The 18,495-nt window shown below is 72.2% G+C and carries 15 protein-coding genes and 1 pseudogene; 12 read left to right on the top strand and 4 right to left on the bottom strand.

From position 1 onward, the window contains the following. Nucleotides 1-6 precede the first annotated feature (6 nt). From IG05_RS0103145 to IG05_RS0103130, 4 genes are all read left to right on the top strand, one after another. Entirely contained in the window at nucleotides 7-1,368 is a 1,362-nt protein-coding gene (locus tag IG05_RS0103145; protein WP_234335748.1) for a macro domain-containing protein, read from the top strand. A 165-nt stretch (nucleotides 1,369-1,533) separates the two neighbouring features. Beyond that, nucleotides 1,534-2,757: an arginine deiminase gene (locus IG05_RS0103140; RefSeq protein ID WP_030338824.1), complete on the top strand. Its 1,224-nt coding sequence runs from the start codon at nucleotides 1,534-1,536 to the stop codon at nucleotides 2,755-2,757. A gap of 74 nt (nucleotides 2,758-2,831) precedes the next feature. Then, on the top strand, nucleotides 2,832-3,854 hold the full coding sequence (argF, locus tag IG05_RS0103135; RefSeq protein ID WP_030338823.1) for an ornithine carbamoyltransferase: 1,023 nt from the start codon (nucleotides 2,832-2,834) through the stop codon (nucleotides 3,852-3,854). 110 nt (nucleotides 3,855-3,964) lie between these two features. Beyond that, on the top strand, nucleotides 3,965-5,413 hold the full coding sequence (locus IG05_RS0103130; protein ID WP_030338822.1) for an amino acid permease: 1,449 nt from the start codon (nucleotides 3,965-3,967) through the stop codon (nucleotides 5,411-5,413). On the opposite strand, the gene IG05_RS0103125 is transcribed toward IG05_RS0103130, so the two are convergent. After that, on the bottom strand, nucleotides 5,373-5,825 hold the full coding sequence (locus IG05_RS0103125) for an ATP-binding protein (protein WP_030338821.1): 453 nt from the start codon (nucleotides 5,823-5,825) through the stop codon (nucleotides 5,373-5,375). The genes IG05_RS0103130 and IG05_RS0103125 overlap by 41 nt on opposite strands. A gap of 298 nt (nucleotides 5,826-6,123) precedes the next feature. Here IG05_RS0103125 and IG05_RS0103120 point away from each other — a divergent pair, with 298 nt between their 5' ends. After that, on the top strand, nucleotides 6,124-6,951 hold the full coding sequence (locus IG05_RS0103120; protein ID WP_030338820.1) for an enoyl-CoA hydratase family protein: 828 nt from the start codon (nucleotides 6,124-6,126) through the stop codon (nucleotides 6,949-6,951). A gap of 6 nt (nucleotides 6,952-6,957) precedes the next feature. Further along, the gene (locus IG05_RS0103115; RefSeq protein WP_030338818.1) at nucleotides 6,958-9,279 is read left to right on the top strand and encodes a bifunctional salicylyl-CoA 5-hydroxylase/oxidoreductase; all 2,322 of its coding nucleotides are present in this window, start codon (nucleotides 6,958-6,960) and stop codon (nucleotides 9,277-9,279) included. A 26-nt stretch (nucleotides 9,280-9,305) separates the two neighbouring features. Here the strand turns inward: IG05_RS0103115 and IG05_RS0103110 are convergent, their stop codons facing one another. Together IG05_RS0103110 and IG05_RS0103105 are read right to left on the bottom strand one after the other, a co-directional pair. After that, the gene (locus IG05_RS0103110) at nucleotides 9,306-10,118 is read right to left on the bottom strand and encodes a PaaX family transcriptional regulator C-terminal domain-containing protein (protein ID WP_030338817.1); all 813 of its coding nucleotides are present in this window, start codon (nucleotides 10,116-10,118) and stop codon (nucleotides 9,306-9,308) included. 15 nt (nucleotides 10,119-10,133) lie between these two features. Continuing rightward, nucleotides 10,134-11,726, bottom strand: coding sequence for an AMP-binding protein (locus tag IG05_RS0103105; RefSeq protein WP_030338815.1), 1,593 nt, complete (start codon nucleotides 11,724-11,726; stop codon nucleotides 10,134-10,136). Between the two features lie 184 nt (nucleotides 11,727-11,910). On the opposite strand from IG05_RS0103105, the gene IG05_RS0103100 reads away from it, so the two are divergent. From IG05_RS0103100 to IG05_RS0103090, 3 genes and pseudogenes are all read left to right on the top strand, one after another. Next, entirely contained in the window at nucleotides 11,911-13,041 is a 1,131-nt protein-coding gene (locus IG05_RS0103100) for an acyl-CoA dehydrogenase family protein (protein WP_030338813.1), read from the top strand. Beyond that, the gene (locus tag IG05_RS0103095) at nucleotides 13,038-13,436 is read left to right on the top strand and encodes a RidA family protein (RefSeq protein WP_030338811.1); all 399 of its coding nucleotides are present in this window, start codon (nucleotides 13,038-13,040) and stop codon (nucleotides 13,434-13,436) included. The genes IG05_RS0103100 and IG05_RS0103095 overlap by 4 nt, the downstream gene beginning before the upstream one ends. 141 nt (nucleotides 13,437-13,577) lie before the next feature. Continuing rightward, a pseudogene (locus IG05_RS0103090) lies at nucleotides 13,578-13,991 on the top strand (DUF6299 family protein); the annotation flags it as partial. 197 nt (nucleotides 13,992-14,188) lie between these two features. On the opposite strand, the gene IG05_RS0103085 reads toward IG05_RS0103090, so the two are convergent. Next, nucleotides 14,189-15,007: a GntR family transcriptional regulator gene (locus tag IG05_RS0103085; protein ID WP_030338807.1), complete on the bottom strand. Its 819-nt coding sequence runs from the start codon at nucleotides 15,005-15,007 to the stop codon at nucleotides 14,189-14,191. Nucleotides 15,008-15,309: 302 nt separating this feature from the next. On the opposite strand from IG05_RS0103085, the gene IG05_RS0103080 reads away from it, so the two are divergent. The 3 genes from IG05_RS0103080 (at nucleotide 15,310) to IG05_RS0103070 (ending at nucleotide 18,494) form a co-directional block, all read left to right on the top strand. Then, nucleotides 15,310-16,590, top strand: coding sequence for an extracellular solute-binding protein (locus IG05_RS0103080; RefSeq protein ID WP_030338804.1), 1,281 nt, complete (start codon nucleotides 15,310-15,312; stop codon nucleotides 16,588-16,590). Nucleotides 16,591-16,668: 78 nt separating this feature from the next. Continuing rightward, entirely contained in the window at nucleotides 16,669-17,667 is a 999-nt protein-coding gene (locus tag IG05_RS0103075; RefSeq protein ID WP_030338803.1) for a carbohydrate ABC transporter permease, read from the top strand. Next, on the top strand, nucleotides 17,664-18,494 hold the full coding sequence (locus IG05_RS0103070) for a carbohydrate ABC transporter permease (RefSeq protein ID WP_030338801.1): 831 nt from the start codon (nucleotides 17,664-17,666) through the stop codon (nucleotides 18,492-18,494). Before IG05_RS0103075 ends, IG05_RS0103070 begins: the two co-directional genes overlap by 4 nt. Nucleotide 18,495: the final 1 nt, after the last annotated feature.

Here is an 18,495-nt window from a genome sequence, read left to right as displayed (position 1 = left end):
ATACGGGTGAGCGTTCTGGGCCCCGTCCGGCTGGACGTGAACGGTGCCCCCGTACGCCTCACCCCGCTGACCGCCCGGCTGCTGACCCGGCTGGTCGCCGCCGACGGCGAGGCCGTCACCGCGCGCCGGCTGTACGCCGACGTCTGGCAGCCCACCGTGGAACTTCCCCACCAGGACCTGCGCAACCGCAACGAGGTACAGAAACGGATCCTGGAGCTGCGGCGGGCGTTCGACCGGGCGGGCCCGGGACACGGCGCCCGGATCGTGCGCACCGACCGGCTGCCGACCGCGCGCGGCGCCGAGAGCACCTACCGGCTCGACCTGTCCGACGACGAGCTGGACAGCACCGAGTTCACGCGGCTGGTGGGCGACGCGCTGCGCGCGGCACCGGCCTCGGCCGTCCGGCTGCTCACGGACGCCCTGCGGCTGTGGCGCGGCCGGCCGCTGACCGAGGTGCGGGACGAGGAGTACGCGCGCGCACCCGCACTGCGGCTGACCCAGCTCAGGGAGACCGCGCTGCGGGAGCTGATCGCCGGCCACACCGCGCTGGGCCGCTACGAGCTCGCCCTCCCGGTGGCCGAACAGACCGCCCGGGAACGGCCGGACGACCCCGAGGCGGCCGCCGTGCTCGCCCGGCTGAACGCCCGGCTGCGCGAGCGGCACGGCGACGAACTGCTGCGCCACACCCTGCGCGGGCTGCGGGTGGACGTCGTCGTGGTGCGCGGTGACCTGTTCGACCAGGAGGACGCCAACCTGGTCGTGGGGTTCTCCGACACCTTCGACACCTCCACCGACGACATCGTCATCAGCCGGGAGAGCGTGCAGGGCCAGCTGGTCGACCGCCTCTTCGCGGGCCGGCACCGGCTGCTGGACGACCACCTGCGCCGCGGGCTCAGGGACGTCACCCCGCTGGCCACCGAGAGCGTCCGGGCCAAGCCGCGCGGCCGGCGCACCCGTTACCCGGTCGGCACGGCCGTGCCGGTCCCCGTCGGCAAGCGCCGGGTCTTCGCCCTCGCCTACTCCCGGCTGGGCAACGACCTGCGCGCCCGGTCCGCCCCGGCCGACCTGCGGCGCAGCCTGGAACACCTGTGGCCCTCGGTCGCCCTGCACGGCCTGTTCAGACCGGTGGCGATACCGCTGATCGGCGCGGGCCTGTCCCGCCTCGTCGAACTCGACCACACCCAGCTGCTGACCCTGATCGTCGAGACCTTCACCGAGAGCCTGCGCCAGGACCCGGCCGTCTGCCCCGAACTGCGGATCGTCGTCCGGGACGAGGAGCTGCAACGGACCGACCTCTCGGCGGTGGAGGCGTTCCTGCGCGGCGCGGACGAGCGGCGGCCGGCACTGCCGCCGGCCGGCCCGGGGTGACCTGTTCACACCACCAGCAAAGCCCCGCACCCGCTTCCGCCGACAGCCACCGCCCGCTTCCGGAACGCTTCCGGGCCCCACCCGCCGTCGCCGGAGCGGAAACCGGCGCCCGCGGAAACCGCCGAGGGGCGGGTGAAGCACGGCCCCGGTGGTCAGGATGGAGGCATGGGATTCCATGTCGACTCCGAGGCCGGGCGGCTGCGCCGCGTCATCCTGCACCGGCCGGATCTGGAGCTCAAGAGGCTCACCCCCAGCAACAAGGACGCCCTGCTCTTCGACGACGTGCTCTGGGTGCGCCGGGCGCGGGCCGAGCACGACGGGTTCGCCGACGTGCTGCGCGACCGCGGTGTCGAGGTCCACCTCTTCGGGGACCTGCTCGCCGAGACCCTGGCGCTGCCCGAGGCCCGCACGCTCGTCCTGGACCGGGTCTTCGACGAGAAGGAGTACGGCCCCCTCGCCACCGACCACCTGCGCGCCGCCTTCGACGGGATGACCCCGGAGGAGCTGGCCGAGGCCCTGGTCGGCGGGATGACCAAGCGGGAGTTCCTGGCGGCCCACGCCGAGCCGACCTCGGTCCGCTTCCACGTCATGGAGCTGGACGACTTCCTGCTCCGCCCGCTGCCCAACCACCTGTTCACCCGGGACACCTCGGCGTGGATCTACGACGGCGTCTCCATCAACGCCATGAGGTGGCCCGCCCGGCAGCGGGAGACCGTCCACTTCGAGGCGATCTACCGCCACCACCCGCTGTTCCGTGACGAAACGTTCCACGTGTGGTCGCGGGGGCAGGCGGACTACCCGTCCACCATCGAGGGCGGTGATGTCCTGGTGATCGGCAACGGCGCCGTACTGATCGGCATGAGCGAGCGCACCACGCCGCAGGCCGTGGAGATGCTGGCGCACAAGCTGTTCGCGGCCGGCTCGGCGCGCACGATCGTGGCGCTCGACATGCCGAAGCGGCGCGCCTTCATGCACCTGGACACGGTGATGACCATGGTCGGCGGCGAAACCTTCACCCAGTACGCCGGCCTCGGCATGCTCCGCTCGTACACCATCGAGCCGGGCGTCGGAGAACGCGAGCTGAAGGTCACCGACCACCCGCCGGAGCACATGCACCGGGCGATCGCCGCCGCGCTCGGCCTGGGCGAGATCCGGGTGCTGACCGCCACGCAGGACGTGCACGCGGCCGAACGCGAGCAGTGGGACGACGGCTGCAACGTCCTCGCCGTCGAGCCCGGGGTCGTCGTCGCCTACGAGCGGAACTCCACCACCAACACGCATCTGCGCAAGCAGGGCATCGAGGTGATCGAGATCCCGGGCAGCGAGCTGGGCCGGGGCCGCGGCGGCCCGCGGTGCATGAGCTGCCCCGTGGAACGGGACCCCGTATGAGATCGCATATTAATGTGAAGGATCGTATAGACTTTCATAGTCCCTCGTAGTCCCCACCTCTGGAGCGCCCCGACATGGCGACAGTCCCGACCGCCCTCGCCGGCCGCCACTTCCTCAAGGAGCTGGACTTCACCGAGGAGGAGTTCCGCGGCCTGGTCGAGCTGGCCGCCGAGCTGAAGGCCGCCAAGAAGGCCGGGGCCGAGACCCGGTACCTGCGGGGCCGCAACATCGCGCTGATCTTCGAGAAGACCTCGACGCGCACCCGCTGCGCGTTCGAGGTCGCCGCGGCCGACCAGGGCGCCCACACCACCTACCTGGACCCGGCCGGCTCGCAGATCGGGCACAAGGAGTCGGTGAAGGACACCGCCCGCGTGCTGGGCCGGATGTTCGACGCGATCGAGTACCGGGGCGACAGTCAGGCCAAGGTCGAGGAGCTGGCCGCGCACGCCGGCGTGCCCGTCTACAACGGCCTCACCGACGACTGGCACCCCACCCAGATGCTCGCCGACGTGCTCACCATGACCGAGCACAGCGCCAAGCCGCTGCGGAAGATCGCCTTCGCCTACCTGGGCGACGCCCGCTTCAACATGGGCAACTCCTACCTGGTCACCGGCGCCCTGCTCGGCATGGACGTCCGGATCGTCGCCCCGAAGGCCTACTGGCCCGCCCAGGAGATCGTCGACCGCGCCCGTACGCTCGCCGCCGCCAGCGGCGCCCGCGTCACCCTCACCGAGGGCGTCGCCGAGGGCGTCCTGGGCGCCGACTTCGTCGCCACCGACGTCTGGGTCTCCATGGGCGAACCCAAGGAGGTCTGGAGCGAGCGCATCGCGGCCCTCGCCCCGTACGCCGTGACCATGGACGTCCTGCGCGCCACCGGCAACCCGGACGTGAGGTTCCTGCACTGCCTGCCGGCCTTCCACGACCTCGGCACCGCCGTGGGACAGCAGATCCACGAGGCGCACGGTCTGGCGTCGCTGGAGGTGACGGACGAGGTCTTCGAGTCCGCCCACTCGGTCGTCTTCGACGAGGCCGAGAACCGGCTGCACACCATCAAGGCGGTGCTGGTGGCCACACTCGCCCGGGAAAGCCTTGCCTGACCCGCCTCACCAGGCCTTATCCTGACCGGCGGCCCGGAACCACCCCTTCCGTCGCCGCCGCCGCGCCCCTACGCCGGGCGCCCGCACCACCAGAAACGAGCACCACCCGCATGCCCGCTCCCCGCATCAAGTCCCCGCACCTGCTCGTCGCCGAATCCGGAGCCGACCGCGAGGGACACGGTCTGAAGCGCGCCATGGGCCTCTTCCAGCTCATCTGCTTCGGCATCGGCGCCATCGTCGGCACCGGCATCTTCGTCGGCCTCTCCGACTCCGTCGCCCAGGCCGGCCCGGCCGTCGTCGTCTCCTTCGTCCTGGCCGCGATCACCTGCGTCTTCACTGCCCTCTCCTTCGCGGAGCTGGGCGGCGCGATCCCGGTCTCCGGCTCCTCGTACTCCTTCGCCTACGCCGGCCTCGGCGAGTCCACCGCCTTCCTCGTCGGCTGGTGCCTGCTGCTGGAGTACGGCATCTCCATCTCGGCCGTCGCGGTCGGCTGGAGCCAGTACGTCAACGAGCTGCTGCACAGCCTCACCGGCCTCCAGCTCCCGGCCGCGCTCTCCGCCGGCCCCGGCGACGGCGGCATCGTCAACCTCCCCGCCGTGATCGTCATCGCCCTGGCCTCCGTGCTGCTGGTGCGCGGGGTGCGCGAGAGCGCCCGGGCCACGGCCGCCATGGCCGCCGTGAAGCTCGCCATCCTGCTCGCGTTCTGCGCCATCGGCTACAGCGCCTTCAAGGACGGCAACCTCACCCCGTTCTCCCCGGCCGGCCTCGGCGGCATCGGCGCCGGCACCACCGCCGCGTTCTTCTCCTACATCGGCTTCGACGCGATCACCACCGCCGGCGAGGAGGCGAAGAACCCGCGCCGGGACATCCCCGTCGCGATCCTCGTCTGCATGGGCCTGGTCACCCTGCTGTACTGCGCGGTCGCGCTCGCCGCGATCGGCGCCATCGGCGGCGACCAGGTCGCCGGCCGCCCCGCCGCCCTCTCCTACGTCGTCAACGAGGTCACCGGCTCCGCCGTCGGCGGCGGTGTCATCGCCTTCGGCGCGGTCGTCGCCATCGCCTCCGTGGTCCTCGCCGTGATGTACGGCCAGACCCGCATCCTGATGTCGATGTCCCGGGACGGCCTGATCCCGCGCGTCTTCGAGAAGGTCTCCCCGCGGACCTCCACGCCGGTCGCCGGCACGCTGATCGTCGCGGTCGTCTTCGCCGTCCCCGCGGCCTTCGCCTCGCTCGACGCCGTGATGAACCTGTGCACCATCGGCACGCTGGCCGTCATGGCCGTCGTCAACATCACGGTGATCGCCCTGCGCCGCCGCGAACCAGGCCTCGCGCGCAGCTTCCGGGTGCCGCTGTACCCGGCGGCGCCGCTGCTCGGCGTCGGCTTCTGCCTGTACCTGATGTACGAGACCGGCTGGCGGACCTGGCTCCAGTTCGCCGTGTTCCTCGCGGTGGGCCTGCTGGTCTACGGCGCCTACGGCCGCCGGCACTCCACGCTGGCCCGGCCGCCGGCCGCCGAGGTCACACCGGCCGGCGCTGAGCGGGAACCACAGGCAGTCTGAACCACACCGCCTTGCCCGACGCGGTGGGGCGGTGCCCGCAGGACGAGCTGAGGGCGCGGATCAGCAGCAGCCCGCGCCCGCCCTCCTGCCAGACGTCGGGCTCCTCCAGCACCGGCCGGGTCAGCTGGCCCGGCGGCGCCGGGTCCGGGTCGTGCACCTCGACCTGGCAGCCGGTCGGCCGCAACTCCACCACCAGCTCGATCGGGCCGCGCCCGGCGGTGTGCTCCACCGCGTTGGCCACCAGTTCGGCCGTGAGCAGCTCGGCCGTGTCGCAGTCGGCCACGTGCTCCACCTCGGTGAGGGCCGAGCGCACCAGAGCGCGCGCCACCGGCACCGCCGCTGTCGTGTGCGGCAGCGCGATGCGCCAGGAGGCCGATCCGGCGGGGCGTTCGTGCAAGGCGAGTCCGTTCATGGAGCAGGCTGTCCTGCTTTCGACTGTAGGCATGGTACGGGCCCGGCCACCGCGGACGGTCGGGGGGCTTCGCCCGGAACCTCCCGGCCCCGGTACCGGGCGGCTTACCCAGGTGGCGGGCCTGCCTCGCCCGTCCGGGGCCACTGTTACGCCGCTGTCGACAACCGGTGACCGACGTGACCGAAAACAGCCGGTCGGAGCCCGGTGTGTCGCGCCCCCGTGACGACAGTCACAAACAAGTGATAACTTCATGGGACAGAGCAACGTACGGCACCGCCGCGCTAGGAGGCCGCACGTCATGAGTCCCTTCACCGGCTCCGCCGCCCGCACAGCCGACTGGACGCACCTGCGGGTCCGCATCGCCGACGGGGTGGCCACCGTCACCCTCGCCCGGCCCGAGAAACTCAACGCCCTCACCTTCGGCGCCTACGCCGACCTGCGCGACCTGCTCGCCGAACTGTCCCGGGAGCGCTCGGTGCGCGCCCTGGTCCTGGCCGGGGAGGGCCGCGGCTTCTGCTCCGGCGGTGACGTGGACGAGATCATCGGCGCCACGCTGGCCATGGACACCGCGCAGCTGCTCGACTTCAACCGGATGACCGGACAGGTCGTGCGGGCGATCCGCGAGTGCCCGTTCCCGGTGATCGCCGCGGTGCACGGCGTCGCCGCGGGCGCCGGGGCCGTCCTCGCCCTGGCGGCCGACTTCCGTGTCGCGGACCCCTCGGCCCGGTTCGCCTTCCTCTTCACCCGGGTCGGCCTGTCCGGCGGCGACATGGGCGCGGCCTATCTGCTGCCCCGGCTCGTCGGCCTCGGCCACGCCACCCGGCTCCTCATGCTCGGCGACCCGGTCCGGGCCCCCGAGGCCGAGCGCATCGGCCTCGTCAGCGAGCTGACGGAGGAGGGCAGGACCGACGAGGCCGCCGCGGCGCTGGCCCGCCGCCTGGCCGACGGCCCCGCCCTGGCGTACGCCCAGACGAAGGCGTTGCTGACGGCCGAGCTGGACATGCCGCTGGCCGCCTCGGTCGAACTCGACGCCTCCACACAGGCCCTGCTGATGAACGGCGAGGACTACGCGGAGTTCCACGCGGCCTTCACCGAGAAGCGCCCGCCGAAGTGGCGGGGGAGGTGAGGTCCGGTGCGGGTGGCGATCATCGGCGGCGGCCCCGGCGGGCTCTACGCCGCGGCCCTGCTGAAGCGCCTAGACCCGGCCCGTGACGTCACCGTCTGGGAACGCAACGCACCGGACGAGACCTTCGGCTTCGGGGTGGTGCTCTCCGACGAGACCCTCGGCGGCATAGAACACGCCGACCCCGTCGTCCACGAGGCGCTGCGGCGGGAGCTCGTCCGCTGGGACGACATCGACATAGTGCACCAGGGCACCCGTCACCGCTCCGGCGGCCACGGCTTCGCCGCGCTGGGCCGGCACCGGCTGCTGGCGATCCTCCAGGAACGCTGCCGCTCCCTGGGCGTGGAGCTGCGGTTCTCCACCGAGGCACCGCCCGTCGGCCGGCTCGCGGCGGACCACGACCTCGTCGTCGCCGCCGACGGTGTCCACAGCTCCACCCGCGACACCTACGCCCCCGTGTTCCGCCCCCGGGTGGCCGCACACCGGTGCCGCTACATCTGGCTCGCCGCCGACTTCGCCTTCGACGCCTTCCGCTTCGAGATCGCCGAGACCGAGCACGGCGTGATGCAACTGCACGGCTACCCCTATGCCCGCCCGTCTCCCGACCACCACCCCGCAACGAGGCCCTCCGGGCCGCCGAATCAATCCGGCTCCTCCACCGTCATCGTCGAGATGCGCGAGGAGGTCTGGCGGGCGGCCGGCTTCGACGAACTCGACGCACAGGAGTCGGTGGCGCGCTGCGCCAAGATCTTCGCCGACGCGCTCGGCGGACGCCCCCTGCGCGCCGGCACGTCCGCCTGGACCACCTTCCGCACCGTGGTCAACGACCGCTGGTCGCACGGCAACGTCGTGCTGCTGGGCGACGCCGCGCACACCGCCCACTTCTCCATCGGCTCCGGCACCAAGCTCGCGGTGGAGGACGCCCTCGCGCTGGTCGCCTGCCTGACGGAACACGACTCCCCGGAGCGGGCCCTCGCGGCCTACGAGGAGGAGCGCAAGCCCGTCGTCGCCTCCACCCAGCGGGCCGCCCGGGCCAGCCTGGAGTGGTTCGAGAACCTGCCCCTGTACCTCGGCCAGCGGCCCCGCCAGTTCGCCTTCAACCTGCTCACCCGCAGCCGCCGGGTCACCCACGGCAACCTGCGGCTGCGCGACTCCCGCTTTACCGAGTCCGTGGAACGCGAGTTCGGCTGCCCGCCCGGCACACCGCCGATGTTCACGCCGTTCCGGCTGCGCGGCCTGACCCTGCGCAACCGGGTCGTCGTGTCGCCGATGGACATGTACTGCGCCACCGACGGCGTCCCCGGCGACTTCCACCTCGTCCACCTGGGCGCCCGCGCCCTCGGCGGGGCCGGCCTGGTGATGACCGAGATGGTGTGCGTCAGCGCGGAGGGCCGGATCACCCCTGGCTGCGCCGGCCTCTACACCGGCCGGCAGGCCGAGGCCTGGCGCCGGGTCACCGACTTCGTGCACCGCCGGTCCCCGGGCACCGCTATCGGCGTCCAGCTCGGCCACTCCGGCCGCAAGGGCTCCACGAAGCTGATGTGGGAGGGCATGGACGAACCGCTGCCCACCGGCAACTGGCCCCTCGTCGCCGCCTCACCGCTGCCGTACAAGCCGGGCGGCCAGGTCCCGCGCGAGCTGACCCGCGCCCAGCTCACCGACCTGCGCGAGCAGTTCGCCGCCGCGGCCTGGCGGGCCGCCCGGGCCGGCTTCGACCTGCTGGAACTGCACTGCGCCCACGGCTATCTGCTCTCCGGCTTCCTCTCCCCGCTCACCAACCGGCGCACCGACGCCTACGGCGGCTCGCTGGAGAAGCGGCTGCGGTTCCCGCTGGAGGTCTTCGACGCCGTCCGCGGGGTGTGGCCGGCCGAACGGCCGATGACCGTCCGGATCTCCGCCACCGACTGGGCGGAGGGCGGGACGAGTGCCGAGGACGCCGTCGGGATCGCGCGCGCCTTCGCCGCGCACGGCGCCGACGCCGTCGACGTGTCCACCGGGCAGGTGGTGGCCGAGGAGCGGCCGGAGTTCGGGCGGTCGTACCAGACGCCGTTCGCCGACCGGATCCGGCACGAGGTCGGCATCCCGGTGATCGCGGTCGGCGCCATCTCCTCCTGGGACGACGTCAACTCGCTGATCCTGGCGGGCCGTACGGACCTGTGCGCGCTGGCCCGGCCGCACCTGTACGACCCGCACTGGACCCTGCACGCGGCGGCCGAGCAGGGCTACGAGGGCCCCGGCGCCGTCTGGCCCGCCCCCTACCGGGCCGGCAGCAGGCGCCCGCAGACCGGCCGCACGGACGCCCCGAAGCCGCGCCTGTCGCTCGGCGGCTGAGCCACCGCGTCCGGGCCGGGCCCGCCTCACACCCCCGCGAACCCGGCCCCCGCGTCCCGCAGCCGTTCGTGCAGGCCGCGGAAGACCTCCGCCGAGCGGTGCCCCGGCCAGTCGGCCGGGAGGAGGCGGGTGGGCAGGCCCGGGTCGCTGTAGGGGAGGTGGCGCCAGGAGTCGAGGGCGAGGAGGTAGTCGTGGTAGGCCTCCTCGGGCGGGGTGTCGGCCCGCTCCTCCCAGGCGTGCAGGACCGGCGCGTGCGCGTCCAGGAAGCGCTCGTGCTCCTTGGCGATCGCCGCCAGGTCCCACCAGCGGGCCACCGCCTCGGCCGTGGCCGCGAACCCCAGGTGCTCGCCGCGGAAGAAGTCCACGTACGGGTCCAGGCGCAGCCGGCGCAGGGTGTGCTCGGCCTCCTCGTACAGGCGGGCCGGGGCGATCCACACCCCCGGGGCCGCCGTGCCGAAGCCCAGGCCGGCCAGCCGGGAGCGCAGCACGTGCCGCTTCTGCCGCTCCGACTCCGGGACCGAGAACACCGCGAGCACCCAGCCCTCGTCCGCGACGGGTGCGCCCGCGTAGATGCGCCGGTCGCCGTCGTCCAGCAACTGGCGTGCTTCGGCGGACAGTTCGTACCCGGCGGCGCCGGACTCCGTGCGGGCGGGCAGCAGCAGCCCGCGCCGTTTGAGCCGGGACACCGAGGAACGCACGGACGGCGCGTCCACGCCGACGGCGGCCAGGAGCCGGATCAGCTCGGCGACGGGCACCGGGCCGGGCATGAAGCGGCCGTACGCGCCGTAGAGCGTGACGATGAGGGACCTGGGTGCGTGCTGCTCGGACACATTGATCATTTTAGGTCGTCGGCATCACTGCTGGTCACCTTCGGTGCGCAGCCGGAACCGCTGGAGTTTGCCGGTGGCCGTGCGGGGCAGCGCGTCCAGGAAGACGAACGCGCGCGGGCACTTGTACGGCGCCAGCTCGGCGGTGAGGAACGCGCGCAGGGCCTCCGGGTCGCGCCGGGCGCCCGCGCGCAGCACCGTGTAGGCCACCGCGACCTGCCCGCGGGTCTCGTCGGGACGGCCGACGACCGCCGTCTCGGTCACGTCCGGATGGCGCAGCAGCGCCTCCTCCACCTCCGGTCCGGCGATGTTGTACCCGGCCGAGATGATCATGTCGTCGGCGCGGGCCACATAGCGGAAGTAGCCGTCGGCCTCGCGTACGTAGGTGTCGCCGGTGATGTTCCAGCCGTCCCGGACGTACTCCCGCTGCCGCGGGTCGGCGAGGTAGCGGCAGCCGACCGGGCCGCGCACGGCGAGCAGCCCGGGCTCGCCGTCGGGCACCGGCTCGCCGTCGGCGTCCTGGACGCGCACCTGCCAGCCCGGCACCGGCAGTCCCGTGCTGCCGGGCCGGATCCGCTCGTCGGCGGCGGAGAGGAAGATGTGCAGCAGCTCAGTGGCGCCGATGCCGTTGATGATGCGCAGGCCCGTGCGGTCGTGCCAGGCCCGCCAGGTGGCCGCGGGCAGGTTCTCGCCGGCCGAGACGCAGCGCCTGAGGGACCTCAGGTCGTAGCCGTCCAGCTCCTCCAGCATGGCGCGGTAGGCGGTCGGCGCGGTGAAGAGGACCGAGACGCGGTGCTCGGCGATCGCGGGGAGCAGGTGGCGGGGGCCCGCCTGTTCCAGCAGCAGGGCGCTCGCCCCGGCCCGCAGGGGGAAGATCACCAGCCCGCCGAGACCGAAGGTGAAGCCCAGTGGGGGGCTGCCGGTGAAGACATCGTCCTCATGGGGCCGCAGCACATGCCGGGAGAAGGTGTCGGCCGTCGCCAGCACATCGCGGTGGAAGTGCATGCACCCTTTCGGGCGACCCGTCGTACCGGAGGTGAACGCGATCAGGGCGACGTCGTCGGCCGCGGTGTCCACCGCCGGGTAGGGGCCCGCGGGCGCCGGGCGGCGCAGCAGGTCGTCGGGCGCGTCACCACCGTACGTCGTGACGCGCAGCCCGGGTATCGAGGCCTGCGCCAGGTCGTCCACCACCCGTATGTCGCACAGGGCGTGCCCCACCCGGGCGATCCCGCACAGGGTCGCCAGCTCCTGCGGGCGCTGCTGGGCCAGCACGGTGACCGCGACCCCGCCCGCCTTCAGCACCGCCAGCCAGCAGGCGGCGAGCCAGGGCGTGGTGGGGCCGCGCAGCAGCACCCGGTTGCCCGGGACCACGCCCAGCGAGCCGGTGAGCACGTGCGCGATCCGGTCGACCCGCGCGCGCAGCTCGCCGTAGGTCCAGGCGGCGCCGTCCGGGGTGCGGAACACCGGGCGGGCCGGGTCGGCGTGGTCCAGGAGTTCCGCGGCGCAGTTCAGCCGGTCGGGGTAGCGCAGTTCCGGCAGGTCGAACCGCAGCTCGGGCCACTCGTGCGGCGGGGGCAGATGGTCGCGCGCGAACGTGTCGACGTGGGCCGAGAGATGCATGGCGGTCCGCCCCCTTGCCGTGACAGATGTCCGGGACAGTGTCCGAACGGGCTACCTGGTGGGCTCGCGCCTTGAGCGTATCGTGTTGGTGACGGCAGTCAACTGCACGCGATAACGTCAGCAGGCGGGGTGCGGCAGGGGCGGGGACCCGCCCCGGAACGCGACCCCGGAGGGAGGACCGGCCGTGTCCGCATTCTCACTCGGACCCGAGCAGACCGCCTGGTGTGCCGAGCTGCGCGAGCTGGCCGCCGGCCGACTGCGCCCGCTCGCCGACCGGGGCACACCCGGCCGCGTCAACCGGCCGCTCCTCGCCGAACTCGGCCGACTGGGCCTGCTCGCACGGCTGTTCGCCGCCGGCGCGCTGGACCTGTGCCTGATGCGGGAGTCCCTCGCCCAGGCCTGCACCGAGGCCGAGACCGCGCTCGCCCTGCAGGGCCTGGGCGCCCACCCGGTGCACGCCCACGGCACCCCGGACCAGCGCGCCCGCTGGCTGCCCCGGGTCGCCGACGGCAGCGCGGTCGCCGCCTTCGCGCTGAGCGAGCCCGGCGCCGGGTCGGACGCGGCGGCGCTGGCCCTGGCGGCCGCCCCCGACGGCGGCGGCTGGCGGCTGACCGGCGCCAAGTGCTGGATCTCCAACGCCCCCGAGGCCGACTTCTACACCGTCTTCGCCCGCACCACACCGGGCGCCGGGGCCCGCGGGGTGACCGCCTTCCTGGTCCCGGCCGACCGGCCCGGACTCACCGGCAGCGCCCTGGAGATGATCTCGCCGCACCCCATCGGCGCCCTGGACTTCGACGCCGTGCCCGTCACCGCCGCCGACGTGCTCGGCGCACCCGAGCGCGGTTTCGCCGTCGCCATGGGCACCCTCAACCTGTTCCGGCCCAGCGTCGGCGCTTTCGCGGTCGGCATGGCGCAGGCCGCGCTGGACGCCACCGTCGGCCACACCCGCCGGCGCGAGGCGTTCCACGGCAGGCTGATGGACCTTCAGGCCGTGTCCCACCAGGTCGCCGAGATGGCCCTGCGCACCGAGGCGGCCCGGCTGATGGTGTACGCGGCCGCGGCGGCGTACGACGCGGGCGCCGCCGACGTCCCCCGGCGGGCCGCGATGGCCAAGCTGCTCGCCACCGAGACCGCGCAGTACGTCGTCGACACCGCCGTCCAGCTGCACGGCGCCCGTGCCCTGCGCCGCGGCCACCTGCTGGAACACCTCTACCGCGAGGTGCGCGCGCCCCGCATCTACGAGGGCGCCAGCGAGGTCCAACGAGGCATCATCGCCAAGGAGTTGTACGCCGTCGAGCACAAGGAGGACCGGTGACGGCCGAGCGCGTCAACCCGCCCGGGCTGGCCCCGCCCACGGGCTTCTCGCACGCCGTCGTCGCGGCCGGCTCGCGGGTGGTGTTCCTCGCGGGCCAGACCGCCCTCGACGGCGACGGAAAGATCACCGGCGAGACGCTGCCCGAGCAGTTCGAGAAGGCCCTCGGCAACCTCCTCACCGCCCTGCGCGCGGCCGGCGGCACCCCCGCCGACCTCGCCCGGGTCACCGTCTACGCCACCGACGTCGCCGCGTACCGTGCCCACGCCGCCCGGCTCGGCCGGATCTGGCGGGACGCGGCGGGCCGTGACTATCCCGCGATGGCCGTCGTACAGGTCGTACGGCTGTGGGACGAGCGGGCTCTGGTGGAGCTGGACGGGTTCGCCGTACTGCCCTAGGCCTGCCGGACCCCGCCGAACCCGGTGTGACCGGCCCGGACGGCCCGGTGACGCGCCACCGATGGGGTGACGGTCACGTCCGGCGGCCCGGCCGCCCGGTACCAGTGGAAACCCTCGATCCCTGGAACCGGGAGGTATCCCATGCCCGTACGCCCCGCCCTCGCCGCGGTCCTAGGCGCCGCCGCGCTGCTGTGCGCCGCCGTCGGTCCGGCCGCCGCCGACCCCTCCGAGCTGATCACCGTCGACCCGGCCGGCCGGCTCGCGCCCGACGGCACGGTGACGCTGTCCGGCACCTACCGCTGCACCGGCGGCACCGGACCGGTGCTCGTCAGCTCCTCGGTCAGCCAGGGCGACCCCGGCCTCCGGCACGGCATCGGCGGCAGCGTCGCCCAGTGCGACGGCGCCGAACACCGGTGGGAGCACTCCGGCAAGGCTTCGCCGGAGGTCCTGAAGACCGGGGCGGCGCAGGTGGAGGCCACCCTCACGGAGCTGCGCCCCTCCGGCATCGTCGTGCTGCCGTCCTTCCACGCGGTGTCGCACCAGGACATCGAACTCGCCCGGCAGGACACGCCGTCGCCGAAGGCGCCGGGCAAGCCGTCGGCGAAGGCTCCGGGCAAGTCGTCGGCGAAGGCTCCGGCCAAGTCGTCGGCGAAGGCGCCGGGCAAGTCTTCACCGAAGGCGCCGGGCAAGTCGTCGGGGAAGGCGCCGGTCATGCCCGTTCGCTGATCCGCGACTGCGCCCGCGCCCCTGCCTCAGGCGCGGCCGGCCCCGTCCCGGTCCGGCGGGGCCGTCCTCCGCCGGACCACCGGGGCGTCCGGCCGGCGCAGGGCGGCCACGAACTTGTAGCGGGACCCCCGGTACACCGAGCGCACCCATTCCACGGGCGAGCCCTGCGCGTCCCGCGAGTGCCGGGACAGCAGCAGCATCGGCAGCCCCACGTCGGTGGCGAGCAGCTGCGCCTCGCGCGGGGTCGACAGCGAGGTCTCGATGGTCTCGTCGGCCTCGGCGAGATGGACGCCGTACACCTCGGCGAGCGCCGTGTAGAGCGAGGGGTGCGTGGCCAGGGACCGGCGCAGGCCGGGGAAGCGCCGTACGGACAGGTGGGTCGTCTCGATCGCCATCGGGTCGCCGCTGGCCAGCCGCAGCCGCTCGATGCGCAGCACCTTCTCGCCGATCCCGATGCCGAGCAGTCCCGCCAGCTTCTCGTCCGCGGGCACCTCTCCGATGTCCAGCATCTGCGAGGCCGGGGTGAGTCCCTGGGCGCGCATGTCCTCGGTGTGCGAGGTGAGCTGGAGCGTGCGGTACAGCTTGGGCTGGGCGACGAAGGTGCCCTTGCCCTGGATCCGGTTGAGCCGCCCCTCGCCGACGAGTTCCTGGAGCGCCTGCCGGACGGTGGTCCGCGAGGTGTCGAACCGGACGGCGAGCAGACGTTCCGCGGGCATGGCGGAGCCGGGCTGCAGTGCCTCGGCCATGGTGAGCAGTTGCTGCTTGATCCGGTAGTACTTCGGCACGCGCGCGGTGCGGCCGGACGCTCCCCTGTGCGGCTGGGCGCTGCTGACGTCGGTGGTCATGCCTGCCTTCCCGGCTGTGTCGATGGGCTCCCGTTATAGCGACCAACTGCCCTATGGTCTAGTCCAACTGAACGCTCCGGGCGAATGGGACGGATCGCGGACGGACGCGCTCCGGTGACTTTCTCGTAACGGCCGGGACCGGCTTCCCGAACCACCCTTGACACTCCAAAAGGTCTAGGCCAAGCTCCACCGTACTGGTCTACACCATTAGTGGCCAGGTCCCGAGCCCTACGTGCAACAGCGTCGTACGCAGGTCACCGCCGAGGGCGTGGGGGGTTAGTGGCATCCCTGAGGAGGGTGGCGTGAAGCGCAAGCTTGCGGCCGCGATCGTGATCGCGGGCATGATGGTCTCCGTGTCGGCGTGCGGCGGGGACGACGGCGACGACAGCGGCAAGAACGCGGGGCCGGACAGCTTCAAGGGCCAGACCCTGACGGTCTGGGCGATGGACGGCTCCACGCCGGACCAGTGGGTCAAGGACGTCACGGCCGCGTTCGAGAAGAAGACCGGCGCCAAGCTGAAGTTCGAGACGCAGAAGTGGGACGGGATCCAGCAGAAGATCACCACCGCCCTGTCCGAGTCCGCCCCGCCGGACGTGCTGGAGGTCGGCAACACCCAGACCCCGGCCTACGCGGCCACCGGCGGCCTCGCCGACCTGAGCGACCTGAAGAAGGAGATCGGCGCCGACTGGACGCCGTCGGTCTCGCAGTCCTCGGTCTACGACGGCAAGCAGTACGCCGCTCCGTGGTACTTCGCCAACCGCGTCGTCATCTACAACAAGAAGATCTGGGCCAAGGCCGGCATCAAGGACACCCCGAAGACCCGGGACGAGTTCTTCAAGGACCTGGAGACCATCGGCAAGAAGACCGACGCCGAGCCGCTCTACCTGCCCGGCCAGAACTGGTACTTCTTCGACGGCCTGACCATCGGCCAGGGCGCCGACCTGGTGAAGAAGGAGGGTGACAAGTACGTCTCCAACCTCGGGGACCCCAAGGTCGCCCAGGCCATGGAGATCTACAAGACGTACGCCTCCTACTCCAAGGCCCCCAAGGACAAGGACGAGGCCACCCCGCAGCAGGCCGAGGTCTTCGCCAAGGGCAAGACCGGCGCCTTCATCGGCATGGGCTGGGAGGCCGGTACGGCCGTCACCGCCAACAAGGCCATCGAGAAGGACCTCGGCTACTTCACCATCCCCGGTGAGGCCGCGGGCAAGCCCGAGGGCGTCTTCCTCGGCGGTTCCAACCTCGCCGTCGCCGAGGGCAGCAAGAAGCAGGCCCTGGCCAAGGAGTTCCTGAAGATCGCCCTGTCCGACCAGTACGAGGGCGAACTGGCCAAGCTCAACGGCGTCATCCCGAACAAGCAGGCCCTGGAGTCCAACCTCAAGGGCAACGCCGTCGCCGAGGCCGCCGCTCCGGGTGCCGCCGTCGGTGGCACCACCCCGCTGATCCCCGAATGGGGCGCGGTGGAGAACAGCCCGAACCCGATCAAGTCGTACATGACGGCCGTGCTGAACGGCAAGTCCCCGGCGGACGCCGCCAAGCAGGTCGAAGGCGAGATCAACAAGCGCCTGGCCCAGCAGAACTGATGACCGCGCCGGGGGCGCCGTACGCGCGCCCCCGGCTCACCTGTGTCGTCCGTACGGCCACGGAAGAGATGGCAACTCATGTCAGTGCAGACCGAAGGCACGGACACGGCCGGGGAGCCCGCTGTCCGCAAGGCCCGGGTGCCGGCCCCGCCGCGCGGTGACAGCCGCACCGCCGGCGCCCCGTCCCGGCGCCGCGCCACCGCCCCCTACCTGCTCCTGCTGCCCGCGCTGCTGGCCACCCTGGTGCTGCTGGGCTGGCCCCTGGTGAAGAACGGCATGCTGTCGTTCCAGAACCTCAATCCACGCCAGCTCATCCAGCACCTCACCGAGTGGAACGGCGTCGACAACTACCGGGAGGTGCTGAGCGGCGGCGACTTCTGGCACGTCGTCGAGCGCTCCGTCGTCTTCACCGCCGTCAACGTGGTACTGATCATGGTGATCGGCACCCTGATCGGGCTGCTGCTGGCCCGGCTCGGCGCGAAGATGCGGCTGCTGCTCATGGTGGGCCTCGTCCTCGCCTGGGCCATGCCGGTCATCGCGGCCACCACCGTCTACCAGTGGCTGTTCGCCCAGCGCTTCGGCGTCGTCAACTGGGTCCTGGACAAGCTCGGCTGGCACTCGATGGCCGACCACAACTGGCTGCAGACCCAGTTCTCCACCTTCGCCGTGATCACCCTGCTCCTGGTCTGGCAGTCCATACCCTTCGTGGCGATCAACCTCTACGCGGCCACCACCACGATCCCCCGGGAGCTGTACGAGGCCGCCTCCCTGGACGGCGCCGGAGCCTGGAAGGGCTTCACCTCGGTGACCCTGCCCTTCCTGCGGCCCTTCCTGTACGCCACGACGTTCCTCGAAGTCATCTGGATCTTCAAGGCGTTCCCGCAGATCTTCGCGCTCAACGAGGGCGGCCCCGACCACCTCACCGAGACCCTGCCGATCTACGCCTACGTCGAGGGCGTCGGCAACCAGCACTTCGGGGTCGGCGCGGCCATCTCCTTCCTGACCATCCTGGTCCTGCTCGTCATCACCTCGTACTACCTGCGCATGGTGCTCAAGCAAGAGGAGGACGAGCTGTGAAGCGCTCGCTCTTCGGCCGTATCTGGCCCAACGCGACCGCCGCCGTCCTCTTCGTCGGCTTCGTGTTCCCCGTCTACTGGATGTTCGCCACGGCCTTCAAACCGACCGGCGACATCATCGCCGACGACCCGGTGTGGTTCCCGACGAACGCCACCCTCGACCACTTCAAGAAGGCCGTCGACGCCGACCACTTCTGGACCCTGGTGCTCAACTCCGTCACCGTCACGGTCCTGTCGGTCGTCTTCTCGCTCGTCATCGCCCTGTTCGCCGCCTTCGCCCTGGCGCGGATGCGGTTCAAGGGCCGGCGGGGCCTCATCGTGACGTTCATGCTGGCGCAGATGGCCCCCTGGGAGGTCATGATCATCGCCATCTACATGATCGTCCGCGACAACGACATGCTCAACAGCCTGGTCCCGCTCACCGTCTTCTACACGGTGATGGTGCTGCCCCTCACCCTCCTCACGCTGCGCGGCTACGTCGCCGCCGTGCCCAAGGAGCTGGAGGAGTCGGCGATGATCGACGGCTGCACCCGCACCCAGGCCTTCGTCAAGGTGATCTTCCCGCTGCTCGCGCCCGGCCTGATGGCGACCTCGCTGTTCGGCTTCGTCACCGCCTGGAACGAGTTCCCGCTCGTCCTGATCCTCAACAAGGACATCGAGAAGCAGACCCTGCCGCTGTGGCTGTCCCAGTTCCAGACCGCCTTCGGTGACGACTGGGGCGCCACCATGGCCGCCTCCTCCCTGTTCGCGCTGCCCATCCTGATCCTCTTCATCTTCCTGCAACGCAAGGCTGTCAGCGGTCTGACCGACGGCGCCGTGAAGGGATGAC

Origin of the sequence: Streptomyces sp. NRRL S-1022 (assembly GCF_000720135.1) — a bacterium.
Classification (GTDB): Bacteria; Actinomycetota; Actinomycetes; order Streptomycetales; family Streptomycetaceae; genus Streptomyces.
Note: the sequence above shows the minus strand (reverse complement) of the source record. Positions and strands in the feature narration are given on the sequence as shown.